Annotated in this window: 16 protein-coding genes; 5 read left to right on the top strand and 11 right to left on the bottom strand. The window is 64.7% G+C overall.

Going from position 1 to position 23,134, the window contains the following annotated elements:
• Positions 1-2: 2 nt before the first annotated feature.
• From QFZ91_RS30865 to QFZ91_RS30855, 3 genes are all read right to left on the bottom strand, one after another.
• Entirely contained in the window at positions 3-1,442 is a 1,440-nt protein-coding gene (locus QFZ91_RS30865; protein ID WP_429569491.1) for a nicotinate phosphoribosyltransferase, read from the bottom strand.
• A gap of 155 nt (positions 1,443-1,597) precedes the next feature.
• Positions 1,598-2,782 (bottom strand): AAA family ATPase, encoded by a 1,185-nt coding sequence (locus QFZ91_RS30860; RefSeq protein ID WP_429569490.1) that lies wholly within the window; start codon positions 2,780-2,782, stop codon positions 1,598-1,600.
• 184 nt (positions 2,783-2,966) lie between these two features.
• Positions 2,967-3,236, bottom strand: a complete 270-nt coding sequence (locus QFZ91_RS30855) for a hypothetical protein (protein WP_429494670.1) — start codon at positions 3,234-3,236, stop codon at positions 2,967-2,969.
• A 1,326-nt stretch (positions 3,237-4,562) separates the two neighbouring features.
• Between QFZ91_RS30855 and QFZ91_RS30850 the strand changes: the two genes are divergently transcribed.
• Together QFZ91_RS30850 and QFZ91_RS30845 are read left to right on the top strand one after the other, a co-directional pair.
• Entirely contained in the window at positions 4,563-5,990 is a 1,428-nt protein-coding gene (locus QFZ91_RS30850; protein ID WP_429569489.1) for a sigma 54-interacting transcriptional regulator, read from the top strand.
• A gap of 418 nt (positions 5,991-6,408) precedes the next feature.
• Positions 6,409-8,955: a mechanosensitive ion channel domain-containing protein gene (locus QFZ91_RS30845; protein ID WP_429569488.1), complete on the top strand. Its 2,547-nt coding sequence runs from the start codon at positions 6,409-6,411 to the stop codon at positions 8,953-8,955.
• A gap of 51 nt (positions 8,956-9,006) precedes the next feature.
• Here the strand turns inward: QFZ91_RS30845 and QFZ91_RS30840 are convergent, their stop codons facing one another.
• From QFZ91_RS30840 to QFZ91_RS30815, 6 genes are all read right to left on the bottom strand, one after another.
• Positions 9,007-11,268 (bottom strand): ATP-dependent DNA helicase, encoded by a 2,262-nt coding sequence (locus QFZ91_RS30840; RefSeq protein WP_429569487.1) that lies wholly within the window; start codon positions 11,266-11,268, stop codon positions 9,007-9,009.
• On the bottom strand, positions 11,265-13,034 hold the full coding sequence (locus QFZ91_RS30835; RefSeq protein WP_429569486.1) for a VRR-NUC domain-containing protein: 1,770 nt from the start codon (positions 13,032-13,034) through the stop codon (positions 11,265-11,267). The genes QFZ91_RS30840 and QFZ91_RS30835 overlap by 4 nt, the downstream gene beginning before the upstream one ends.
• 69 nt (positions 13,035-13,103) lie before the next feature.
• The gene (locus QFZ91_RS30830) at positions 13,104-13,688 is read right to left on the bottom strand and encodes a LutC/YkgG family protein (RefSeq protein WP_429569485.1); all 585 of its coding nucleotides are present in this window, start codon (positions 13,686-13,688) and stop codon (positions 13,104-13,106) included.
• Positions 13,675-15,078: a lactate utilization protein B gene (locus tag QFZ91_RS30825; protein ID WP_429569484.1), complete on the bottom strand. Its 1,404-nt coding sequence runs from the start codon at positions 15,076-15,078 to the stop codon at positions 13,675-13,677. The genes QFZ91_RS30830 and QFZ91_RS30825 overlap by 14 nt, the downstream gene beginning before the upstream one ends.
• The gene (locus QFZ91_RS30820; RefSeq protein WP_429569483.1) at positions 15,075-15,818 is read right to left on the bottom strand and encodes a (Fe-S)-binding protein; all 744 of its coding nucleotides are present in this window, start codon (positions 15,816-15,818) and stop codon (positions 15,075-15,077) included. Before QFZ91_RS30820 ends, QFZ91_RS30825 begins: the two co-directional genes overlap by 4 nt.
• A 199-nt stretch (positions 15,819-16,017) precedes the next feature.
• Complete coding sequence (locus QFZ91_RS30815; protein ID WP_176383030.1) at positions 16,018-17,010, bottom strand: LacI family DNA-binding transcriptional regulator; 993 nt, start codon at positions 17,008-17,010, stop codon at positions 16,018-16,020.
• 234 nt (positions 17,011-17,244) lie between these two features.
• On the opposite strand from QFZ91_RS30815, the gene QFZ91_RS30810 reads away from it, so the two are divergent.
• Complete coding sequence (locus QFZ91_RS30810) at positions 17,245-18,012, top strand: sugar phosphate isomerase/epimerase family protein (protein WP_429569482.1); 768 nt, start codon at positions 17,245-17,247, stop codon at positions 18,010-18,012.
• A gap of 3 nt (positions 18,013-18,015) precedes the next feature.
• Positions 18,016-19,155, top strand: coding sequence for a Gfo/Idh/MocA family protein (locus tag QFZ91_RS30805; RefSeq protein ID WP_429569481.1), 1,140 nt, complete (start codon positions 18,016-18,018; stop codon positions 19,153-19,155).
• A 44-nt stretch (positions 19,156-19,199) separates the two neighbouring features.
• Here the strand turns inward: QFZ91_RS30805 and QFZ91_RS30800 are convergent, their stop codons facing one another.
• The gene (locus QFZ91_RS30800; protein WP_176383036.1) at positions 19,200-19,946 is read right to left on the bottom strand and encodes a FadR/GntR family transcriptional regulator; all 747 of its coding nucleotides are present in this window, start codon (positions 19,944-19,946) and stop codon (positions 19,200-19,202) included.
• Between the two features lie 95 nt (positions 19,947-20,041).
• On the bottom strand, positions 20,042-21,796 hold the full coding sequence (locus tag QFZ91_RS30795; RefSeq protein ID WP_429569480.1) for a S10 family serine carboxypeptidase-like protein: 1,755 nt from the start codon (positions 21,794-21,796) through the stop codon (positions 20,042-20,044).
• A 217-nt stretch (positions 21,797-22,013) separates the two neighbouring features.
• Here QFZ91_RS30795 and QFZ91_RS30790 point away from each other — a divergent pair, with 217 nt between their 5' ends.
• The gene (locus QFZ91_RS30790; protein WP_176383041.1) at positions 22,014-23,003 is read left to right on the top strand and encodes a ferritin-like domain-containing protein; all 990 of its coding nucleotides are present in this window, start codon (positions 22,014-22,016) and stop codon (positions 23,001-23,003) included.
• The last annotated feature ends 131 nt before the right edge of the window (positions 23,004-23,134 follow it).

The following is a 23,134-nucleotide window of genomic DNA, read 5'->3' as shown; positions in this document are numbered from 1 at the left end:
GGTCAAACTTCCTCCGCATAGGCGCGGCCTCGAATCTCGGCCAGCGACGTATCGACCAGCAAGCGGCCCGTATCGAACACCGTCTCGAGCACTTCGTCCCACTCGCCCGCCACCGTGCGCTCGTCCCACACGATCGGCAACGTGACTGTCCGGTACTCGCCGCTGCCGCGATGGCGCAGCAACGTGAGCCGGCCTTTCTTCGAGCGCTTGCCGTGATCCGTGACCGGGTCCTTCGACACATCGTGCCACGTGTCGCCGAGCCGGATCGCGGAGCACTTCATCGCGAAGCGCTGCGTATCGCGGTTGATCTTCTGCAACAGCGCGCCGCCCATGCCGAACACGATGTTGTCGGCGGCGAAGCCCGCCTCGTCCATCGCGGCAAGAATCGCGGGGATCGAATCCGGGTTCACCTCGTCACCCTGGATCACGCGTACGTGGTCGAGCACGCGCCGCCCCTTGCTGTTCGTCTGCGAGCCGAACGACGCCTCCAGCGAGCGCAGCGTGTACAGCACGATCGTGCACGGATCGCCGGAATCCGGGCGAATCACCAGCGTGCCGCCGGAATCGAGCACGGCCTGCTTCAACTCGCCGCCCCATGCGTTCAGCGCGGCGAACAGGTCGTAAGAGTCGGACACCACAGAAACGATCGCGCCCGGCTTGCCGAAGCGGGCGATCATGTTGCGATACGCGTCGACTTCGCGCTCGCGGCCCCACGCCGTGATCGTGCTGTGCTCGGCCGCCGGCACCGAGAACGCGGCCATGCTGTCGTGGTAGTAGTGATTCGCCGCAAGCACGCCGAGCACCGTATCCGAGCCCATGAAGCTGACGAGGTGCGCCGCGCCGCCGATCGCGGCCGACTCCGCGCTCGACACGCCGCGCGCACCGAAATCGTGCAGTTTGAACGGCAACTGCGAGAGATCGTCGCTGCTTTTCAGCAGAGCTGCGCGGATTGTCTGGCGCAGATGCCAGCTTTGTGTCGCGACCGTGATCGGATACCACACGCGCATCAGCATCGTCTCCAGATACGACGCAAGCCAGAACACGTGGGGATCGTCGCATTCGACAGTGACGAGCACGTTGTGCGTCGGCACGACCGAGCCTTCGGGCACCGCGCGAATCCGCACCGGCAGATGGCCGCCATATTGCTGTACGACGTAGCGCCAGCCCGCTTCGTTGAACGGCTCGCCGTGCGCGCTGAAGAACGCGCGCGCCTGGTCGATCATCGCGTCGGTGACCGGCCAGCATAGGTATTCCTTCAGCAGCATTTGCAAGCCGAAAAACAGCGTGCGCTCGTAACGTCCGCCGCGCGATTCGATATACGAGAACATTGCCGTCGCGTCGGGCGGATATTGTAGAAAGTGCGATGCCTTGTACGAATCCGTATTCAGAATCGGATTGGACAGGATCGACGCGAGGTCGCTGAAACCCTGCGCGTGTTGCATGGACGGTGCTGCGCTCACGTGATTTTCTCGCTCGAGTGACCGGACGGCGCGAGCCGCTCTACCTCTTCAGAATAGGCCGGGGGGATGACCCTGTATCTCACCTTACTACGGTATGCGCGATAGCGCTCGTCGTCGGCTTAGACCCCTGGCTTCAATTACGGCGGCAGATTCGGCCACGTCGCGAGCAGCCGGCCGAGCATGCTTCTGCGGCGCTCCGCACCCGCCGGCCACAGCATGTTCGCGAGCAGGACGATGCCTTGCGCGAGCCCGCTGTCGCGCGCGCACGCGACGATCGGCACGCCGAGGCTCAGCGCCTCGTCCACGTGCCGATCGTCGCGCGGCAGTTGATGCGCGACCCTTGCGCCGAGCGTGCGTTCGAGCATCGGCAGATTGATCTGCGCGTCCTTGTCGTACTGATTGACGACGACCCGCACCTTGCTGGCCGGATGCCCCAGCTCGCGAAAGATATCGAGCATGCGGCGCGCGCCATGCAGGTACAGCGGGTTCTGCCGCACCACCATGCAGATCGCGTCGCTATGCGCGAGCGCGCGGATCGTCAACGGATTCAGGCTCGGGCCGACGTCGATCAGCACCGCGTCGTAGCGCTGGCGCACCAGCGTCAGAATCCGCTCGAGTTGGCCGGGCAGCAGTTCGGCGGCCTTCAGCGGATCGCCGGCGCCGGCGAGCAGATCGAGGTTCGGGCGCACGTGCATCGCGCATGCGTCGAACAGCGCCGCGTCGAGTTGCTCATTGCGCGAGCACAGATCGGCGAGCGTCATCGGCGGCGGGCGATTCGCCATCAGCAGGCTCGCGTCGGCGAATTGCTGGCTCAGGTCGATCAGCAGCACGCGCCGCTCACGCCGCGCGGCGAGCGCGCACGCGAGGTTGACCGCGATCAGCGTGGTGCCGCTGCCGCCCTTGCTCGACGCGAGGGTGACCACGTGCGCGCGGCGCCGCTGGGGCGCGCGACGCCGCGCTTCGATCCGCGCGAGCGCATCGGCGACGGCGTGAGCGTCGAGCGGCCACGACAGCACCTGCCGCACGCCGACGCGCAGCGCCGCGCCGATCAGCGCGCTGGACGGCGCCGGCGTCACCAGCATGCAATGGAGCGTCGGCGCGCAGGCAAGCGCTTCCTCGACACCGGCGAGTCCGCGGACGTTCAGATGGGGGTCGTCGACGATCAGTAGGTCGGCTGTGCGGAGCATGCGCGCGTGGATCGGCAGTTGCCGGGCCGAACCGTACGCGGTGTGCAGCCGATAACGCACGCCGCTCTGTTCGAGCCGCACGACGATGCGCTGCGCGTTTTCAATGCTCGCGGCAATCAGGAAGATGTCGATCATGGCAGCTCTGCGGCGCTTGGCGCGTCATGCGCGGGTTTTTATTCAAGTCGTGCGTTCACGATCGACGACGCAGGCTTCGGCGCGAACTCCTTAGCGCGGCGCTCCTCCGTGAAAACCATGAGCCGGCAAACGGTGTTATCGAATTCCTGTACGGCCGTCGCGAGCCGGTATCGAGCGGCAAGCGTCAAACGTCGTTTTCATCTTCGTCGTGCCGATGCGCCGCGTTGCGATCAGCGCGCACCGGCATCTCGTACAGCGCGTCGCGCAGCACGGCGCGGCGGAGCTCGGCCTGGGCGCGGCGCTCGAGCGTCTCGGCGACGACGAGCGCCAGCAGATCGACCGACGACCCCGCCGCCTGCGCGAAAAAGCGCGCGCGCGACGCCGCGACATACCGCCGGTAAGTGCGCCCCGTTCCGTCCGAAGCGGCCAGCCTGCGAATCAGTTGTGGTTTCATGACAGCCCCCGATGTCGATCGGATTTGCGCCAGGTTACGCCGCTTCGCTGCAGCGCCCCGGCCGTCGGGTCAGGATGCCGTGCCCGTGCCAACCCACGGACACGGCCCCTGGTGCACCTCGTACATTCGTCTCTCTGTGGAGACGATGGCCTCTCTCCCCGCTTCATCGCGCCGGCCGGTCCTGATCCGGCGCTGCCCCTTCCCTTTGCGGCGCGTCGCTCGCGAACGTTGCCAGCGCGTTGCCTGTCGTTATCGCCATCCTTTTCGCGTCGTCAGGACAAAAAGTCGAAAAGGAAAAACGGCGAAGTCGATGCCCTTTTTGTGGTCCGGTTTTGAATGGCCGTCATACCGGTCCGCCATTCAACCGTTTTTCTCACGTATTTAATAAGGCCCCGCCGCGCTCCCGCAGACACTTGATGGCTTCCCCGACCATGCCTGCGAGTGAGCTTTTTACCGCCAGTCTTTTTTAATCCGGTTTTCCCCGTACCGTCGACATGGCTGCAAACATTTTTCTGTGCAGACCTTATTGCAACGCTTATGCCAACCCGCTTAACGATCGGTAAGGCGCCCGTCAAAGCTTCACGCTGCCGTGAAATCGGTTTGCTTTCGACGCGGCGCGAGCCTGCCCGATTTTTGGCGCAGCGCGCATTGATTCGTTTCTGACACGCCAATTCGCCGCGCGTTGGCGGCAAAGCGCGCTCGCCGCTGCCTCTCGCCAGCCTCCAGGCTGGCCGCAGGGCCGGCTACACGCGGCTTCGCCGTTCCTCGAGGTTGTAAAAGCGTCCCGCCCGGCACGGCAAAGCGCAGTCGACTCATGCTGTCCAATCTGTCGCAACTGTGAAACACGACTGCTTACGCTTCGTCAGTTTTAGTCACGTCTTAATACCAGGGCAATTGCTACGCAATGTGCGATTCCTCGCATAACCGATCTTGACCGTTTATTCATTAGTGATCCGTGTTAATCAGAAAGCCAACAAGCATTCCTGATCCATGATTCTTTTATCTGGCGCTTTCAGGCGCTTTCGCTTATCGTTAGGCCATGCGCCAATCAGAGCGCTTGTATCAGGTCAACGAGGCAAGCCACGGTTCAAGTGGTTTTCACGATTCGGGGATAAAGTCGCCGGGCAGTTTCAGCAATGAACGACAAGGTCGCCGCCATTGCATGAATCGGTCCGCCATCCAGCGCGTTCCGGTTCGCGCCGCGCTTGCAGTGTCCCTTGTTCGTGTTCGCTGCTGCCGTGAATGCGTCGCAGCCGGAGTGCAGTAACTGGCCGCCTGAATCTCACAACGCCGCACAGCAGTCCTGAGGATCGAACGGGGGGAATCATGACTACGACTTGCACGCCGGCCGACACGGAACGCACCGTTCTGTACGTGGCGAACGCGCCCGACCAGAAACTCGCCGAGTTTCTGGCCGCGTCGGGATGGCAAGCCGTGCACGCAAAAAGCACGGCCGTGGCCGAACGCATGATCGAACGCGGCAACATCAAGGTTGGTCTCGTTCAGTTGCCCGAAGATTGCACGTCTCAGCAGCTATCCGCGTTCGCGCTGTGCATGCGCCGCGTCGAGACCAACTGGGTCGCGCAGATCGTGCCGGGCCAGGCCGACAACGAACTGGTCAGCCGTTTCATCCTTGATTACTGCTTCGACTTCGTCACGCAGCCGTGGCTCAACGAGCGGCTCGTGTTCGCGCTCGGCCACGCTCATGGGCTGTCGAACCTGCGTCAGCCGCGCGTCGCGCCGGAGCCGTCGGTCGGCCGTCACGGCATGGTCGGTCAATGCGAGCCGATGCAGCAGCTCTACCGGCGCATCGACAAATGCGGCGTGACCGACGCACCCGTGTTCATCGCAGGCGAATCGGGCACCGGCAAGGAGCTGACCGCTCGTGCTATTCACGAGCGCTCGCCGCGCGCGGGCCGCACGTTCGTCGCAATCAATTGCGCGGCGATTCCGCCGAGCCTGTTGCAGGCCGAACTGTTCGGCCACGAGCGCGGCGCATTTACCGGCGCGCTGCAACGCAAGATCGGCCGCATCGAGAGTGCGCATGAAGGCACGCTGTTTCTCGACGAAATCGGCGACATGCCGCACGAATGTCAGGCGGTGCTGCTGCGCTTCCTGCAGGAAGGCACGATCGAGCGGCTTGGCGGCAACGGTCCGATCAGCGTCGACGTGCGGGTGATCTCGGCCACCCACGTCGACCTGGAGCGCGCCGTCGAAGACGGCCGTTTCCGCTCCGACCTCTATCACCGGCTGTGCGTGCTGCGACTCGTCGAGCCGCCGCTGCGCGAGCGCGGCGGCGACATCAAGCTGCTCGCCAATTACGCGCTCAGCATGTACAAGCAGGACGGCGCGCGCAAGCTGCGCGGGCTGTCGAGCGACGCGATCGTCGCCATGTCGAACTATCCGTGGCCCGGCAACGTGCGCGAGCTGATCAACTGCGTGCGCCGCGCGGTCGTGATGAGCGAGGGCCGCTTCATCACGGCGAGCGACCTGGGCCTGCCCGAGGCCGACAATGGCCCGGCGGTCACGCTCGCGGAAATCCGCAGCAAGGCCGAAAAGGATGCGATCGAGAACGCGCTGCTGCGACACGGCTACAAACTGTCCGATGCGGCGGCCGAACTCGGCATTTCGCGCGCGACGCTGTACCGGCTGATGCACGCGAACCGGCTGCATCAGGAGCCACCCGGACGCGGCGCGAGCAGCGGTCCCGATGCCGGCGACGAAGCCGAGCGCCAGACCTCGTCGTTGGCATGAGCGCGGATTTAAGCGTTTTTTGCAGTGAACGCTTATTAGCGCATGGTGACGGCAATTGATCGATGAAGACTCACAAGCGCTCTGCTTGCAGCTAGCGTAGTCATACGGCGCGTCCCCGCGTCACCGCCAGCATTGCCACCCGGCAAGCGGCCTCCTACCCCTTGCGCCGCCTCGCCCACGGGGCCTTCCGGGCAGGCTTTCTGCCGACTTCGCCAGGCCTGCCGGCCATCATCGGCTATGCTATCGGCTCAACGCCCCATCCGGCGAGCGCCGCCCTCGCCGCCCTTTCGCCCGTCCGGCGGGCCTCCGCCGCAGGAACTTCAGCGCCCGAACCCGTGTCCGTCCGGGGTCGCCCCGCTGAAACAGCCCTGCGTTCCGGCACAATCGTCCGCCCTGGCTTCGTCCCGCTCTACACCCCATGCAAAAATTTCTCCGTATCTGTTTTTTCATTTTTCTGGTCGCCGGCGCGGCGCCCGTGTTCGCCGCCGCGCCTGAGTCCGCCCATTCCACGCCCGCTTCCGCCGCCGTCACGCTGACACCTCAGCAGGCTCGCGACGCGCTCTCCGTCCTGAACGACCCCAAACGCCGCGCGCAGGTCGCCGATACGCTGCAGGCGATCGCCGCGGCCGGCGCGTTGAGCGCGCCGCCCGCTTCCGCGCCGGCGGCCGCGTCGGCACCGGCCGCCGCCAGCGGCGCAGCCTCGCTCGTGCCGGCCGCGTTCAAAAGCAATGGCCTCGCGTCGCAGATCGCGCGTCAGGGCGCGCATTACGTCGGCTATGTCGCGACCTCGCTGCGCGGCTCGATCGCCGCGCTGCTCGATGTCGCTTCGGTGCGCGCATGGTGGAACTGGCAGTTCGCCAACCCGCACGCGCGCGTGGTGCTGCTCAAGGTGCTGTCGTCGCTGCTCGCCGCGCTGATTCCCGCACTGTTGCTCGAATGGCTGACGCGCCGGCTGCTGCGGCGCATCTACCGGGCGATCGCCGCGCGCCGCGAAGCCGCGCAGCTGGATGACAACGGCAACGCGCCGCCGGTGCTCGACGCGCACGCGGTCACCACGGGCCCCGCCACGCCGCACGCGACGCCATCCGAGAAAGGCCGCGCGATCGAAGCCGAAGGCAAGCGCAACGCGACGCACCACTGGACGCTGCTGCAACGTCTGCCGCGCGCGTTGCTGATTACGCTGGTTCGGCTGATCCCGCTTGCAGTATTCGTCGCCGCGGCAAGCGCGGTGATTTCGATCATCACCGACAACGGCACGCCGCAGGACCGCGCGCTCGATTCGCTGATCGACGTCTACGTGGTGTGCCGCTGCGTCGTGATCGTCGGCGCGTTCTTCCTGCAGCCGAGCGCGCCGCGTCTGCGGCTGCTGCGCATGGGCGATGCGTGGGCCGCGTTCATCCTCGGCTGGATCGTGCGGATCGTCAGCGTGGTCGGCGCCGGCGTCGCGCTAGCCGAAGTCGCGCAGGCGCTCGGGATGAACGACGCCGCGCATCTCGCGCTGCTGAAGGTGGTCGCGCTGGTCGGTCACGTAATGATCTCGATCCTCGTGCTGCGCTGTGCGAAGCCGGTTGCCAACCGGATCCGCATTCGCTTTTCCGCGCACGAGTCGTTGCAGATGTTCGGCCACGCGCTCGCGGACGCGTGGGCTTGGGTTGCCGTGGTCATCGTGATGGGCCTGTGGTTCGTGTGGGCCTTCGACGTACAGAACGGCTATCACGCGCTCGTGAATATCGGCGGCATGACACTCGCGATTCTGATCGGCGCGCGGCTCGTGTCCATCGTGATCTTCGGTGCGCTCGCGCGCATCTTCCACGTGCAGGACGAAGCGTCGCGCTCGCTCGTGCATCAGCACGCGTACCGATACTATCCGGCGCTGCGGCGCGTGATCGGCTGGGTCATCGGCATTGTCACCGCGTTCGTGCTGTTGCAGGCGTGGGGCGTCGATGTCGTCGATCTGTTCCGCAGCGGCACGATCGGCCACCGCCTCGCCTCGGCGCTCGCGACGATCGCGGTCGCAGCGATCATCGCGCTGGTGGTGTGGGAGGTGGTCAACGTGTCGGCCGAACGCCGCCTCGACGACTGGACGAGCAGCGGCGATCTGGTGCGCGCCGCGCGCCTGCGCACGCTGATGCCGATGCTGCGCAGCGCGCTGTTCTGCGTGATCGCGCTCGTCGTCGTGCTGACGGGGCTGAGCGAACTGGGCGTGAACATCGGGCCGCTGCTCGCGGGCGCGAGCATCTTCGGCGTCGCGCTCGGCTTCGGCTCACAGAAGCTGGTGCAGGATTTCATCACCGGCATCTTCCTGCTGATGGAAAACGCGATGCAGGTCGGCGACTGGGTCACGCTCGCGGGCGTGTCGGGCACCGTCGAATATCTGTCGATTCGCACCGTGCGCCTGCGCGGCAGCGACGGCTCGCTGTTTACGGTGCCGTTCAGCTCGGTGTCGACCGTGAACAACACGAATCGCGGCATCGGCAACGCGGCGGTGCGCGTGAATATCGTGTTCGGCCAGGACGTCGAGCGCGCGATCGACACGCTGAAGGAAATCGGCGCATCGCTGCGCGCGGATGACAAGTTCAAGGACGGCATCCTCGCGGACTTCTCGTTCTGGGGCGTCGATGCGGTCGACGGTTCCGCGATCACGCTGGCCGGCCAGATGCAATGCCGCGATACGTCGCGCTGGGGCGTGCAACGCGAGTTCAACCGGCGCATCCTCGAGCGCTTCAGCGAGCTCGGCATCGAGATCGCGAATCCGCAGCGCCATCTGCTCACGTGGGACCCGGCGAGCAAGGCCAAGGTCGATGCGGGCGTGCCGCGCATCCACCACGTTGGACAGTCTGATGGCGGCGAGCACACTCCGCACAAGGGCGACGCGCCGCTCGACGATCAGATCCCCGTCGATCCGAGCCCGGCCGGTGGCCCCGGTACGCCCGCCAATCCGGGCTCGACCTCGCCGCACGCGTGACGTGACACGCCGCACGTCGCACGCGTGAAGGTTCGCTAGCGCCGCGCAGCGCTAGCGAACCTGCCACCAGCGCGGCAACAGGCGCTGCACTTCCGGCCTGCGAAAGCGGTCGTCGATCAGATGCACGACGCCGCGATCCTGTTCGGTGCGGATCACGCGCCCCGCCGCCTGCACGACTTTCTGCAATCCCGGGTACAGGTACGTGTAGTCGTAGCCATTGCCGAAGCGCGCATCGAGCGCACGGCGCATCTGCTCGTTGACGTCGTTGACCTGCGGCAGACCGAGCGTCGCAACGAACGCGCCGATCAGTTGCTGTCCGGTCAGATCCACTCCCTCCGAAAACGCGCCGCCGAGCACCGCGAAGCCGATCCCCTGATTCATCGTCCTGAAGCGCGCGAGAAACGCATCACGCGCGGCTTCGTCCATGCCGGGCTCCTGCGTCCACACCGGCAAGCCGGGATGCCGCTCGCGCAGCAGCGCGACCACGCGTTGCAGATAATCGAAACTGCTCAGGAACCCGAGATAATTGCCGGGCTGCGTGTCGTACTGTTTTGCAATCAGCTCCACGATTGGCGCGAGCGAGCGCTCGCGATCACGCCAGCGCGTCGATACATGAGCCGCTACGTGCACCTGCAACTGCTCCGCGCGAAACGGTCCTTCGACATCGAGCCATTGCGTATCGTCGGCGAGCCCAAGCGTGTCGCGATAGAAATGCTGCGGATTTAGCGTGCCGGAGAACATCACCGTGGTACGCGCGGCTGCATAGCGTGGCGCGAGAAACGGCGCGGGGATCACGTTGCGCACGCATAGCGTCGCACTGGTTTTGTCGCGCGGCGCGTAACGGTCGGCGCTCAATGTCACGTCGAACATCGAGTGCTCGCCGAACTGCTCGGCGAGCGCGACGAAGTGCATCGCATCGAAGAAAAAGCGCAGCGCGTGTTCGTCGATCGACAGCGGCGCGTCGGCGAGCTGATCGGTCACTGCGCCAATCAGATTCTGCGCGGCGGATAGCAACTTTCCGGGTATCTCCGCGTACACCTGGTAGCTGGCCGTCTGCGCGCGCTTCAGCGCATTCCATTCGCGCTGCAAGCGTTCGAGCGGCTTCTTCAGCGCCGCCGGCGCGCTCTTGCGCGCGAGCCGGAACGCGCTTTGATCGAGCGACGCGGTATACATGCGCCGCGCGCGTTCCAGCAGGTTGTGCGCTTCGTCCACCAGCACGCCCACGCGCCACTGATTGATCTGCGCGAGCGCATGCAGCATCGCGCTCGCGTCGTAGTAGTAGTTGTAATCGCCGACGATCACGTCGGCCCAGCGCGCGAGCTCCTGCGCCAGATAGTACGGACACACGTCGTGCGCGAGCGCGGCCTCGCGCACCGCCGCGCGATCGAGCCGCGGTGTCGCGAGCGCCGCGGCGCGCGCCGCATCGAGACGATCGTAAAAACCGCGCGCGAGCGGACATGACTCGCCGTTGCAGGCTTTATCCGGATGCTCGCAGGCCTTGTCGCGCGCGACGAGTTCGAGCGTTCTGAGCGGCAACGGCGCGCTCCGATGCAGCGAGTCGATCGCATCGAGCGCAAGCGCGCGGCCCGGCGTCTTCGCGGTCAGAAAGAACACGCGATCGAGCCGGTCTTCGCCGCAGGCTTTGAGCAACGGAAAAATCGTCGCCAGCGTTTTGCCGATGCCGGTCGGCGCCTGCGCCATCAACGGCTTGCCGTCGCGCGCCGCACGATACACGGCCACCGCGAGCTCGCGCTGCCCACGGCGAAACTGCCCATACGGAAACTGCAACTCGACGAGCGCCGCATTGCGCGCAGCGCGATGCGCGTCTTCCTGCACGGCCCAATCGAGAAATCGTTCGCACTGGTCGACGAAGAAGATTTCGAGTTCGCCCGCGCTGTGCTGCTGTGTCAGCACGGTTTCCTTCTGACTGCCGATATCGAAGTACACCAGCGCAACCGTCAGTTCGCCGAGCCCGCGCGCCCGGCACAGCAGATGCCCATAGACGAGCGCTTGTGCCCAGTGCAGCACGCGATGATTGGCGGGCATGCGCGCGAGATCGCCGCGATAGGTCTTCACTTCTTCGAGCCGGTTCGCGATTGGATCGTAGCCGTCCGCGCGGCCACGCACGGTCAGACTGCGATGCGTGCCCGTCAGCGTGAGTTCGGTTTCGTAGCCGCCCGCGCGACGGCCGGCGACCATCTGATGACCGGCAATGCCTTCGAGCGAAGTCGGCGCGGGCGTGAAGCGCAGATCGAGATCGCCGCGCCGCGCGGTGAATTCGCACATCGCGCGGACAGCTACCACGTAGCTCATACGACGCGCTCCGCTTCGGCTCGCGTCGCGACGTCCGCTTCGCCCTGCGCCTCTTGCCCGGCCCAGCGCAGGTCGACGACGCGCACCGGCATGCCGTGCTGCGCGCAGTACGCGAGCCAGCGGATCTGGTTGTCCTGCAGACGATCGCCGGGGCCTTTTACCTCGATCAATTCATAGCGACGCTCGGCCGGCCAGAACCGGATCAGGTCGGGCAAGCCGGAACGATTGCCGCGAATGTCGCGCAGCAAGCGCTCGAACCACAGCTTCAGATGTTCGGCGGGCAGACAGTCGAGCGCAAGCGCGACGAGTTCGGGCGTCAACAGTCCCCAGAATACGAACGGCGACTGCATACCGGTCTTCTGATGCAGATGCCGCAGAATCGTGTCGCGATACACACCGCTATCGAGTTGCGCGAAGCACGCCGCGAACTGCGTGGCGCGGCGCGCGTGAAAATCGGGCGCGTGCAGATCGGCCGGTTCGCGCTGGAACGGATGAAAAAAAGCGCCGGGCAGCGCCGCGAACACCGGCTCCCAGCACAGCAGGCCGAACAGCGAGTTGATCAGCGCGTTCTCGACGTAGTGCACCGGCGCGGCGTCGCTGCTCAGATGATCGCGCACCACGTATTCGACGGGCACCGGCGTGTCAGGCTTCGGCAGCACCAGCGTGCCGCGCTCCACCCGTCGCGCCGCCGCCGCGCGCGGCACAGGCACGCCGCATTTGCGCCGCAGGCGCGGCAACATCCGGGCGACACGCTGCGCTTCTTCTTCGCTCTCGGGCGCTGCATCGGCCTGCAAAGCCAGCGCGAGCGCTTCGCCGTCACGCTCGCTGCGTTCGAGCACGCGCATGCGTCGATGACGCGCACCCGGCCACGCGCATGCGTCGTACACCTCGAGTGCGGTGCTCCACTGTTCGCGCCGCTCGCACTCCTGGCCGATCCGGAACAGCAGTTTCGCGCGACGCGTTTCCAGCCACGGATTCGCAGTATCGATCGAGCGGACGGTCGCGATCAGTTCTTCAAGCGTGGCGGCGCCGGTGTCGACCGGTAGCCATTCGAGCGCTTCGCGGCACGCGTGCAGCGCGAGATAAGCGTCGATGTCCGCGCGTTTCTGGAACGCGCGCGACGACGGTCCGAACGCGACCTTCTCGTACTGAAACACGCCAAGATCGGCGAGTACGAACTCCGACCAGTTCTGATATAGATTGCCGAAGAACATCAGCCGCAAACGATCGCACAACGGCGCGATCGCGACGTGCAGCACGCGGTCCGTAGTAGCGTCGTGCCACGCGGCGAGCGGACGTGATGGGCATGCTTGCGCTTCCCCGCTTTCGGCTTCGTAAAACGCGCGCAGCGTTTCGAGCAGATCCGGTTTGCGCAATGCCTTTGCACCGGGAATTCGCGCGAACGCGTGCGCGAACATCTCCAGCAATTGCGCACGTGTGCTGAGGGCAAACAGATCGTCGAGTGACAGAGCCGGTTCGGTGTCGATCCAGCGATGCACCGTCATCGGCATCGCCGCCTGCAACGGACAACCGATTTCCTCATAAACGAGGCGGCTCGCGCGAAACAGCGTGCCCTTGCGCATCAGCATACGCACCAGCAACGCACGCGATGCCTGCGGCAATGTCGCGAAAGTGGTCAGAAAAGCGTGCTCTTCGTCGTCGAGCAGGTCGTCGTAACGCGCGGCGAGCCACGCCAGCGCGCGCTCGAAATTCAGCAGATAGTAAGGGGCCTCAGAGCGGATCTCTGAGCGAGCATGGGTTGCCACGGACTTTGTGCAGGACCTGTATGTTTATACAGTGATGATAGCAAAGTCCGGCGCGGTAACTGCCGCGCGTCAGGCTGCGAGCCACACGACCGTCAACGAGCGCACGCCCTGCGCGCCGCGAATCAGTACGCCCTCGATATCGGCGGTGGCTGAAGGGCCGGTAACCAGCGCCGCGTAGCGCGCGCTGCGAATATCGTCGCGACGATAGACGTCTTGCAGTCCATCGAGCAATTGCGCCGGATCGAGCAACACGACCAGATGCTGGACGATGTAGCCCAAGGCATTGACCACATATTCGCGCTCGCTGAACCACACGGAGCCGGTTTCGGCAACGCCAAAGCGCGCCCGCACCACACCGACGTCGACGTCCTGCAGCGACGCGGGGTCCGTATCGGCGCCGATCACGCGCGTGCCCGGCACTTGCGCGCTCGCCGATGCAATCGATACCGCCGCGCCAAAACGCTCTCGAATCAGTTCGCTAACGTCGCTCGCGCTTGCTGCCTCGACGCAAGTGCCGCCCATCGTTTGCAGCGCCGCCGTGAAACGCGCTCGCAGATCGCCGCCAACCGCATCGAACAGCGGCACGTCGGGACGCGGCCGCGCGGCCGGTTGCGCGGCGCGTATTTTGGCAAGAAAAGCCTCACGCGTTGTCATTGCCGCCTCCGCGATTCTTTTTGTACCAGGCATGGAAAGTCATCTTCGGCGCTTCCGGCAATTCGCGCTGCCGGCCCCAGATATTCAGCGGGTTGTACAGCACGAAATTGGGCAGCCGCCGTAACGCGCTGCCCATCGACGCCACCATCGCGCGATACAAGGTCGGACTCGATAGCAGACGCCCCGCCATCTTCAGCACTTCCTGCTTCACGAAGGGCACTTCGTGCTGCTCGGCGATCACCGCGCGCCATTTATATATCTGCTCGTGAATGTTGATCTTCACCGGACACACGTTCGTGCAACTGCCGTTGAGTGTCGATGCGAACGGCAGCGCGCTATAGCGCTTCAGATCGAAAGTCGGATTGATGATCGCGCCGATCGGCCCCGAATAGGTGCCGCCATACGACAGGCCGCCGCTGCGGCGATACACCGGACAGGTATTCATGCACGCGCCGCAGCGGATGCATTTGAGCGAGTACCAGAAGTCCTCCATCGCGAGCCGTTCGGAACGGCCATGATCGACGAGGATGAAATGCATCTCGGTGCCCGGCCGCGGCGCACGAAAATGCGATGTGTACTGCGTGATCGGCGAACCCAACGCACTGCGCGACAGCATGCGCACGAACACGCCGAGGTCCGAGACCTTCGGTATCAGCTTCTCGATCCCGATCGATGCGATATGCAACGGCGGCACGTTCGCCGAAAGGTCGGCATTGCCTTCGTTCGTGCAGACGACTACTGTGCCCGTTTCCGCCACCGCGAAATTACAGCCGGTCATGCCAGCCGTTTTCTCGCGCACGAAATACGGCCTGGTATTCATGCGCTGGCTTTCGGCCAGATAATGGATGTCGCTATTCTTCGGATCGGTGCCGATGGTACGGCCGAACAGTTCGGCCACGTCCGCGCGCAGCTTGTGCACGGCCGGCACGACCATATGACTCGGGTCCTGATGATCGAGCTGCTGGATGCGCTCGCCGAGGTCCGTCTCCATCACGGTAATGCCGCGCGGTTCGAGGTACTCGCGCATCCGGCATTCGTCGGTCAGCATCGACTTGCTCTTCACGAGCGTCGTCATGCCGCGCTCGGACATCAGCTGATGGACGATCGCGTTGTGCTCTTCCGCGTTCGCCGCCCAATGCACGACCACGCCATTGGCCGCGGCGGCCGCCGCGAACTGCTCCAGATAGTCGGCCAGATGCGACAGCGTGTGTTCCTTGATGCCCGACGCCAGCGAGCGCAACGTTTCCCATTCGGCAATGCCGTGCGCCTGCGCATCGCGCTTCTCGCGCAGGTCCCACAGACGCTTGTCGTGAAACGCGACATGCTCGGTTTTGCCGATAAAAGAACCCGCGGCTTTGGCGTGATCGATGCGGTGATGATCGCCGCTCATGCGCGTGCTCCATTGAGAACCTGCGCGATATGAATGAAGCGCGCGTCGGCCTTCATGCGTTCGGCGCAACCCTGTTGGTGCATCAGGCAGGACATATCACCCGAAACGATGTACTCGGCACCCGCATTCAGATGGTCGCGCACCTTGTCCTGCCCCATGCGCACCGACACCGCCTCTTCGGTGACCGAGAACGTGCCGCCAAAACCGCAGCATTCGTCGGGCCTCGCCGGCTTAACGAACTCGATGCCTCTCACGCCTTCGAGCAATGCGCGCGGCTTTGAAAACGGCGTGCCGGCAATTTCCGACGCCGACGCCTGCCTCAGATGACGCAGCGCGCTGCAACTGGTGTGCAGACCGACGCGATGCGGAAACTCGGCCCACGGAAATTCGCGCGCGCCGATCACGTCGTGCAGAAACTCGACCAACTCATAAGCGCTTGCGCGCACTTTCTTCACTTCATCGGTCTGCTCGAGCGCGGTCAGATGCTCTCGCACGTGATGAATGCAACTCGCGGACGGCCCGACGATGTAGTCGTAGCCGGCGAAGTTGCGCGCGAATAGTCGCTCGGTGGCGGCGGCGTCCGCATGTGCGCCGCTATTGGCCATCGGCTGGCCGCAGCAGGTCTGCTGTTGCGGATAGTCGACCTCGATGCCGAAACGTTCGAGCAGTTCGAGCGTCGCGATGCCGACCTCGGGATAGAACGCGTCGATAAAGCACGGGATGAACAGCGCGAGTTTCATAGGGCCTTCAGGAAATGCGGCGGGGATGATGTCGATTGACTGGTGCGGCCCCGTCGGGCCGTCTTGGTCATGTTGGTCTGACCAAGACTATAAGAAAGTCAGTAGGCGGTGTCAATTCGCGCCGCCGATGCCACGCCAGCGTAAGCGCGACCGCCGTCAGCGGGAGCGAGCCGACTCGTTTGTTCTCCAACACGACCGCTCAAACCGACTCCCGCAGCACCAGCCGATGCTGCAAGATGCGCGGCGCGGGGCGTCGGCCGTCCAGCAGCGCCAGCAGCATTTCAGCGGCCGCGGCGCCCAGTTCGACCATCGGCTGGGCCACGGTCGTCAGCCCCGGCTCGAAGATGTCGGCGATGGGCACATCGTCGAAGCCCATTACCGCCACGTCGTGCGGCACCCGCCGGCCGGCCTTGCTAAAGCACTTGATCGCGCCGATCGCCAACGTGTCCGACACGGCGAACACCGCGCTCGGCGGGTCGACCACCGCCAGCAGATTTGCCGCCGCCTGGCTTCCGGCGGCGTAGCTGTTGTCGCCAGTCACACACACAAGCTCGGGCGCAGGCGCGAGGCCGGCGCGCAACAGTGCCGCGTCATAGCCCTCGCGGCGCTGACGCGCATACAGGAAGCGCTCATCGCTGGTGATGAAGCCGATGCGCCGGTGGCCCTTGTTGATCAGGTACTGCACTGCGTCCGTAGCGGCCTGGCGGTGATCGATGCTGACATAAGGAACATCACTACCGGGCATGAACTCGGAGCAATTGACCCACGGCTTGCCATTCGCGGCTTCGCGCCGGGCTGCCTGGTCGGACATCGGCACGAGATTGATGACGCCGTCGCTCAGACTGCCGAGCAGCGTCGGCAGCGACGCGTCCGCTGTGCCCGCCCAGGCTTCCAGGTCCGCCGGAAGCAGCGTGTAACCGGCCTGGCGACTGACTGCGGCGGCCCCGCGCACGATCTCGGCGTAATAGGGGTTCGCGAAGTCCGGCATCAGCATCAGCAGAATGCGACTCTGCCCGGTACTCAGGCTGCGGCCGAACGGATTGACGCGGTAGTCCAGTGCGCTCACAGCCGCCTCGACCCGCTCACGCGTGGCCGCCGACACGGGCTTCGTCCCGTTGAGCACACGCGACACCGTGGCAATCGATACGCCAGCTTCGCGGGCGACGGCTTCGATAGAGGGTTTGCTTCGCATAGGTAACAATTGTAGCACCGTTGGGAAAATTTTTTCCCGATATGCGTTACCCATAAGCAAAATTGAGTGGAGATGCAGACGTAGATTGCCGGGTGCGTGGCTATATCTACCTACGTAGGGGTAAAGCCCATGTTCCTGAGAAGCAGGAAAGCGCTTACCCTCTGACCTGCACTGCTTCACTGCAATCGCTGCTCCAATTCGTGCCGCATCCCTTGACTCCTTGGACTGACGACCATGAATCAAGCCTTGCCCATTTCCATCCAGATTTACAGCCTGCGTAATGCGGGCGGCCTCGACCGGCAGTTCGACATTGCAGCCCAAGCCGGATTTCGCCAGGTCGAGCTGATCGGGTCCTTGCTGGAAGATGCGGCCGACACCCGGAACAAGCTTCGGGCCCGCGGCCTGAGCGCCTCGTCCAGCCACCTCAGCATGGCCATGCTGCGTGAGCGTTTGCAAGATGTCATCGCGGCGTGCGAGACCATCGGTTTCACCCAGTTGGTCATGCCCGCCGTGCCGCCGGCCGAGCGCGACAGTGATGCCGCATATTGGCGGGCGCTCGGCAGCGAGCTGGGCGAGCTCGCTCATCGGCTCGCCGATCAGGGCATCGGTCTCGCTTACCACAACCATGATTGGGAACTGAGAGCGAAAGAGAACGGCGCCACGGCGCTGGAACTGCTGTTCGAGTCCGCCGGGGCAAGCCCGCTCGGCTGGCAGGTGGATGTAGCCTGGCTCGTTCGCGGCGGCGCCGATCCGCTGCCGTGGCTGCGTCGTTATACGGGCCGTGTGGTCTCGGCCCATGCGAAAGACCTCGCGCCCGCAGGTGAAAAACTGGACGAAGACGGCTGGGCCGACGTGGGTCACGGCGTCATGGATTGGCCCACGCTCTCCGCGGCCTGCCGCGAAGCGGGTGCGCGTTTCCTCGCCGCCGAGCACGACAATCCCAGCGACGGCGAACGCTTCGCCCGCAATGCCTTTGCCTATCTGCACCAGCTCGGAGCCTGATCCATGAAACCTGTCCTCATCGGCATCATCGGTTGCGGCAACATCAGCGATGCCTATTTCACCGGCGCGGCGAATTCGGAGTTCGCGCGCGTCAAGGCTTGCGCCGACTTGCGTCCGGAAGCCGCCCGGGCCAAGGCCGCGCAGCACGGCGTTGCCGCGATGACGGTGGACGCGCTGCTGGCCGACCCCGACATCGAAATCGTCATCAACCTGACGGTGCCGCACGCGCATGTGCCGGTAAGCCTGCAGATTCTCGAGGCGGGCAAGCACGTCTACCTCGAAAAGCCTTTGGCTACCGACTTCGCGTCCGCACGCGCGATGCTGGCTCGAGCCGAGGCGTCGGGATTACGCGTGGGCTGCGCACCTGACACTTTCTTCGGCGCTGCCCATCAGGCCTGCCGCGCGGCGCTCGATGCCGGCCGCATCGGGCGCGCCATTGGCGGGGCCGTGGCCGTGTTGTCCCGCGGCATGGAATCCTGGCACCCCAATCCAGAGTTTTTTTTCAAGCCGGGCGGCGGTCCCATTCACGACATGGGCCCGTATTACGTGACCCAGCTCGTCAACCTGCTGGGACCGGTAGCACGCGTGACCGCGTGCGCGAGCATCGGTTTTCCCCAGCGCATCATCTCCAGTGAGCCGCTCCGCGGCCAGATCATCGATGTCGAGGTGCCCACGACGGTCAACGGCATCCTGCATTTTGCGAGCGGAGCCAACGTGTCGATGAGTGCCTCGTGGGACGTGTGGGCCCATCAGCGTGCCCCCATCGAAATCTATGGCACCGAAGGCACCCTGTTGGGCGTCGACCCGAATTTCTTTGGCGGAAGTCCGCGCGTGGCCGAACGTGATAGTGGCTTCAAACCGCTCGACACACAGCATCATCCCTTTGGTGCCGACAACTTCACATTGAGGAGCGGCGCGCATGTGGCCAACTACCGCGCTGTGGGTGTGCTGGACATGGCGGTGGCGTTGCGTCGGGATCGGCCGCATCGCGCGAGCGGCGCACTGGCGTTGCATGTGCTGGAGGTGCTGGATGCCTTCGAACGCTCTTCGCGCGAGGGACGGCACATCGATATCGACACCGCCGTGCAGCGACCCGTGGTCGTGCCATTGGGACGAGGCGAAGAGGTATTTCTCGCCGACTGACCCGCCTCGCCTCCGTCGCCAGAGGTTTCGCGTGGCCGGGCTACTCAGGAAATCACGGCAGCCGACAGCTTCGTCGCATCGTCCTCGTAGATCTCGCGCACGAAGGCCAGATGCCGCTCGGCGGCCTTGCGTGCTTTGGGCGCATCGCGTGCGACGACCGCGTCGTAAATCGCCTGGTGCTGGCTCATCAACTGCTTTTCCATCGCATCGTCGTAATCGATCAAGCGATGATACTGGCGCATGCCCTCGCGAATCAGCGTGTGAATGCCGTGCATCACGTGCGCCAGCGCGACGTTGTGCGTGGAGTCGGCGATCGCCAGATGAAACGCGGCATCGAGTTCGGCGAGATTCGCGCGATCGCGCGACAAGGACGCAGCCTTCAAGGCCTCGAACGCCGCGCGGATTTTCCTCAGGTCGGTGGCGGTTGCGCGCTGCGCGGCATAGACCGTCGAAATCGCTTCGAGCCCCTGGCGCAACTCCAGAATGTCGGCACTGGTACGCGGATTCTGCAGCAGCAGTTCGGCAAGCGGCTTCGAGATGATCGGCGCGGTCACGTCGACCACCGTGAAACCGCCGCGCCCCGACGTTTCGATGTAACCGTCCGCTTCCAGCCTGATCAGAGCCTCCCGCAGCGACGGCCGCGACACCCCGAGCTGCGCCGCGAGATCGCGCTCGGCCGGCAGCCGGTCACCGGGCATCAGCGAGCCCTCCGAGATCAGTTGCTTGATCTGGTCGGAAACCACGTCGGAAATGCGCTTGCGCGCGAAGGACGGAATCGGGGTGAATGGCATAAGCGGCAAACGATGAAGCGCGGTTGACGGAGCGCGCGGCTACTGCACGGTGCGTGAAATTATACCGTTCGACATCGTGCGCCGATTCGCCGATCTCAACGCGGCTGAGCCGTATAAAAGCTCACGAGATCACGCTTCATCGCGTGCATCGCGGCATCGTCGAGGTACACCATGTGGCCGGTCGGATAGTAGGCAATTCGCACGTTCTCGCGCAGCGACCGGTCGAGGCCGAGATGCGCGAGCGCATATTCGGTCGCGTAGAACGGCGTGGCGAGATCGAAGTAGCCGTTCAGCGACAGCACCCGCAACTGCGGATTCTGCCGCATCGCTTCGGCTAGATCGCCGCCCGCGTACGGCAGCTCCAGCCGTTCGCCCCACCATTCACGGTGTTTCCAGTCCCACTGCTTCAACGCGTCGTCGCTGAACACCATATAACGGTCGGTCGGCGTGTAATGCAGGTCTTCCGACAGATGCTGATGAAGCGCCGCATTGAACGCATTTGACACGCTGTTCACCGACGCATCGAAATCGGGATCTTCCGCTGCATCGTCGTAATTCCGGCCTTCGACTCGCGCATCGTAGCGCCCTACGCTGCGCGACTCGTTGCGCAGCAACTCGTTTCGAAAGCGCGACGGATAAAGACGCAGACGGTTGCGCTTCACGAAGCCCACGTCGAGACCGGTGAAGTACGCGACGCGCGCGGCGATCGCGTCGCGCTGATCGTCGGGCAGCGCATCGCCCTGATCGAGCGCCTGCGCATACGGTCCGCGTGCGAACGCGCGCGCTTCGTCGAGAAACGCCGTCAAGTTCGCGGGCTTCGGCGCGACCTTGTCGTGATACCACGCGATCGCCGCGAAACTCGGCAGATAACTCACGCTCTTGAAATCGGTGCCGGGCGTGAACGCCGCGGAATTGAGCACCGACGACAGCAGGATCACGCCGTTCAGCGCGATATTGTTCTGCCCGAGCCGATAAGCGAGCATCGCCGCGCGCGCGGTGCCATACGATTCGCCGAACAGGTACTTCGGCGAATTCCAGCGCTGATTCACAGTCAGATAACGGTCGATGAATTGCGCAAAAGCACTGACGTCCTGATCAACGCCCCAGAAGTCCTTGCCCGTGCCATGCCCGACCGGTCTCGACAGGCCCGCGCCGACCGCGTCGACGAACACGAGGTCCGAGACCTCGAGCAGGCTGTCGGGGTTGTCTTCGAGCGTGTACGGCGCGGGCGGCGTGCTCGCGGGGCTCGCGGTGCGCACCCGCTTCGGGCCGACCGAGCCCATCATCAGGAACACGCTGCCAGCGCCTGGGCCGCCGTTGAACAGAAAGGTGATCGGACGCGTCGCCGGCGTTTTGGTCGGCACCGTGTACGCGACATAGAACACGCTCGCGGTGGGCGCGCCGGACTTATCGTGCAGCAACAGATTGCCGGCGCTCGCCGTGTAGTCGAGCTTGCGACCGTTCAAGCGAAGCGAATGCGTGGTCACGCTGGTGGTTTCGGGCGGCACCGGAATCGCCGGCGCCGACGCCCGGTCGTTGTGAGGCCTCGCCGTCGCGTCGGCCGAGTCCGGTGCACTCGATGCAGCCGCCGTCCGCTTGCGCGGCTCGTCGTTCGGGCGCGCTGTCATCGGGTGCGGCTCGCCCGATTCGCCGACCTGCGGCGCGGTCGGCGCGGATGCGGCGGCGTCCGTGCCTCCCCTCGCATCGGCCTGTCCGGCTGCCATGCACCGTTCGCCGAACGACACCACAGCGGCGACGCAAAGCGCCACCGTCAGCGCGGCGCCCGGCAATGCCACTGTCAGCAAGCGGCGCAATGAGGAAGAGAAGCAGGAAGAGAAGCGAAGAATCATGAAGTCGTCCGCGACGAGTCGAAATGCGCTGGAATTCCGTCTAGCCGCATTCCGGGGCAAACCCGGCGTTCGATTCTTGACGCAAGTCTGCGCGGCGTCAACCGTCGATGTCACGGCACGCGCCAACATTACATTGCGCTTTGTCCTCCACGTGGCGCACACCTGCGCAGTCATGGCAGAATCGACAGCGCCTTCGTCGCCTTGCCGAGAATACCCAATGGACCAACTGGTACTGGATGCATTCGACGCCGCCGCGCTGATCCCCGGCTTTCGCGCGCCGCACTTGCCGCAGGAACAGCCGGACGCCTCGGCCCTCGACGCCGCCGAGCACGCGATGCGGCACTGGACGAGCACCGTCAGCGGCCCGCTGACGCCCGGCTCGGACGTGCACCGGCACGAAATGTGCCGCATGTTTCGCGAAACCTTCAATCCGTATCGCCCGTCCGTGCTCGCATGGCCGCCGCTCGAAGCCGCGACGCTCAAGCGCATCGTCGATCTGCCGATCTGGGACATCGCCGTGCAAACCGAAGGCAGAGCGCGCCTGCGCATGGCCGCCTACGCGGCGACGCTCGACACCCCGGACCTGCGCGACGCGCTCGCTCTTAACGCGTGGGAAGAAAACCGCCATAAGGAAGTGTTGTCGCGCATGGTGCATGCGTATGGCATCGAGCTCGCGAGCGAGCCGCCGTACATCTATCCGAAAGACACGGAACGGGCTTACCTCGTGACCGGCTATAGCGAATGTATCGACAGCTTCTTCGCGTTCGGCCTGTTCGAGGTGGCGCGGCGCTCGGGCCTGTTTCCGCCGGAACTGACCGAAACGTTCGAGCCGGTGATGCAGGAAGAGTGCCGCCACATTCTGCTGTTCGCGAACTGGGTCGCCTGGCATCGCGCGCAGCTTTCGTGGTGGCAGCGTATCCGCTTCGAGCTCAAGGTGGCGGGCGTGTGGGCGTTTCTGATTTGGGAGCGTATCGGGCTCGCGCGTGCGATGGATGCCGATGGCAACGTCCACGAGCACGATAACAACTTCACGGTCAACGGCGCGCAGTCAGTGACGGATGTCGATATCAGCGTGCCCGAATTGATGCAACTGTGTCTTCAGGAAAACGAACGTCGCTTCGCGGGGTATGACCCACGGCTGTTGCGACCCGAAACGATGCCGCGGCTGGTGCGCTTCGGCTTGAAGTTCGTGCGCAAGAAAAGATAAACCGCGAGTAAGCCACGCCGAACGCATACGCGTTCTGCCGGCGCGCGCCCCACATTCGAGAATTGCGAATCGCTGCTTGACGGAAGAAGTCACTCGCCATCGAAGCGAATGGCGCGGCAGTCATGCCCGCG

The sequence above is a fragment of the Paraburkholderia sp. JPY419 genome (genome assembly GCF_050435705.1).
Lineage (GTDB): Bacteria > Pseudomonadota > Gammaproteobacteria > Burkholderiales > Burkholderiaceae > Paraburkholderia > Paraburkholderia youngii.
This window is presented reverse-complemented; position numbering and strand designations above follow the sequence as displayed.

Bases quoted from the DNA above. Each gene is read 5' to 3' on its own strand.
- QFZ91_RS30825 (WP_429569484.1), bottom strand. From the start codon at position 15,078: ATGAGCGGCGATCATCACCGCATCGATCACGCCAAAGCCGCGGGTTCT.
- QFZ91_RS30830 (WP_429569485.1), bottom strand. From the start codon at position 13,688: ATGACAACGCGTGAGGCTTTTCTTGCCAAAATACGCGCCGCGCAACCG.
- QFZ91_RS30790 (WP_176383041.1), top strand. From the start codon at position 22,014: ATGGACCAACTGGTACTGGATGCATTCGACGCCGCCGCGCTGATCCCC.
- QFZ91_RS30860 (WP_429569490.1), bottom strand. From the start codon at position 2,782: ATGATCGACATCTTCCTGATTGCCGCGAGCATTGAAAACGCGCAGCGC.
- QFZ91_RS30850 (WP_429569489.1), top strand. From the start codon at position 4,563: ATGACTACGACTTGCACGCCGGCCGACACGGAACGCACCGTTCTGTAC.
- QFZ91_RS30855 (WP_429494670.1), bottom strand. From the start codon at position 3,236: ATGAAACCACAACTGATTCGCAGGCTGGCCGCTTCGGACGGAACGGGG.
- QFZ91_RS30845 (WP_429569488.1), top strand. From the start codon at position 6,409: ATGCAAAAATTTCTCCGTATCTGTTTTTTCATTTTTCTGGTCGCCGGC.
- QFZ91_RS30795 (WP_429569480.1), bottom strand. From the start codon at position 21,796: ATGATTCTTCGCTTCTCTTCCTGCTTCTCTTCCTCATTGCGCCGCTTG.
- QFZ91_RS30815 (WP_176383030.1), bottom strand. From the start codon at position 17,010: ATGCGAAGCAAACCCTCTATCGAAGCCGTCGCCCGCGAAGCTGGCGTA.
- QFZ91_RS30865 (WP_429569491.1), bottom strand. From the start codon at position 1,442: ATGCAACACGCGCAGGGTTTCAGCGACCTCGCGTCGATCCTGTCCAAT.
- QFZ91_RS30840 (WP_429569487.1), bottom strand. From the start codon at position 11,268: ATGAGCTACGTGGTAGCTGTCCGCGCGATGTGCGAATTCACCGCGCGG.
- QFZ91_RS30800 (WP_176383036.1), bottom strand. From the start codon at position 19,946: ATGCCATTCACCCCGATTCCGTCCTTCGCGCGCAAGCGCATTTCCGAC.
- QFZ91_RS30805 (WP_429569481.1), top strand. From the start codon at position 18,016: ATGAAACCTGTCCTCATCGGCATCATCGGTTGCGGCAACATCAGCGAT.
- QFZ91_RS30810 (WP_429569482.1), top strand. From the start codon at position 17,245: ATGAATCAAGCCTTGCCCATTTCCATCCAGATTTACAGCCTGCGTAAT.
- QFZ91_RS30820 (WP_429569483.1), bottom strand. From the start codon at position 15,818: ATGAAACTCGCGCTGTTCATCCCGTGCTTTATCGACGCGTTCTATCCC.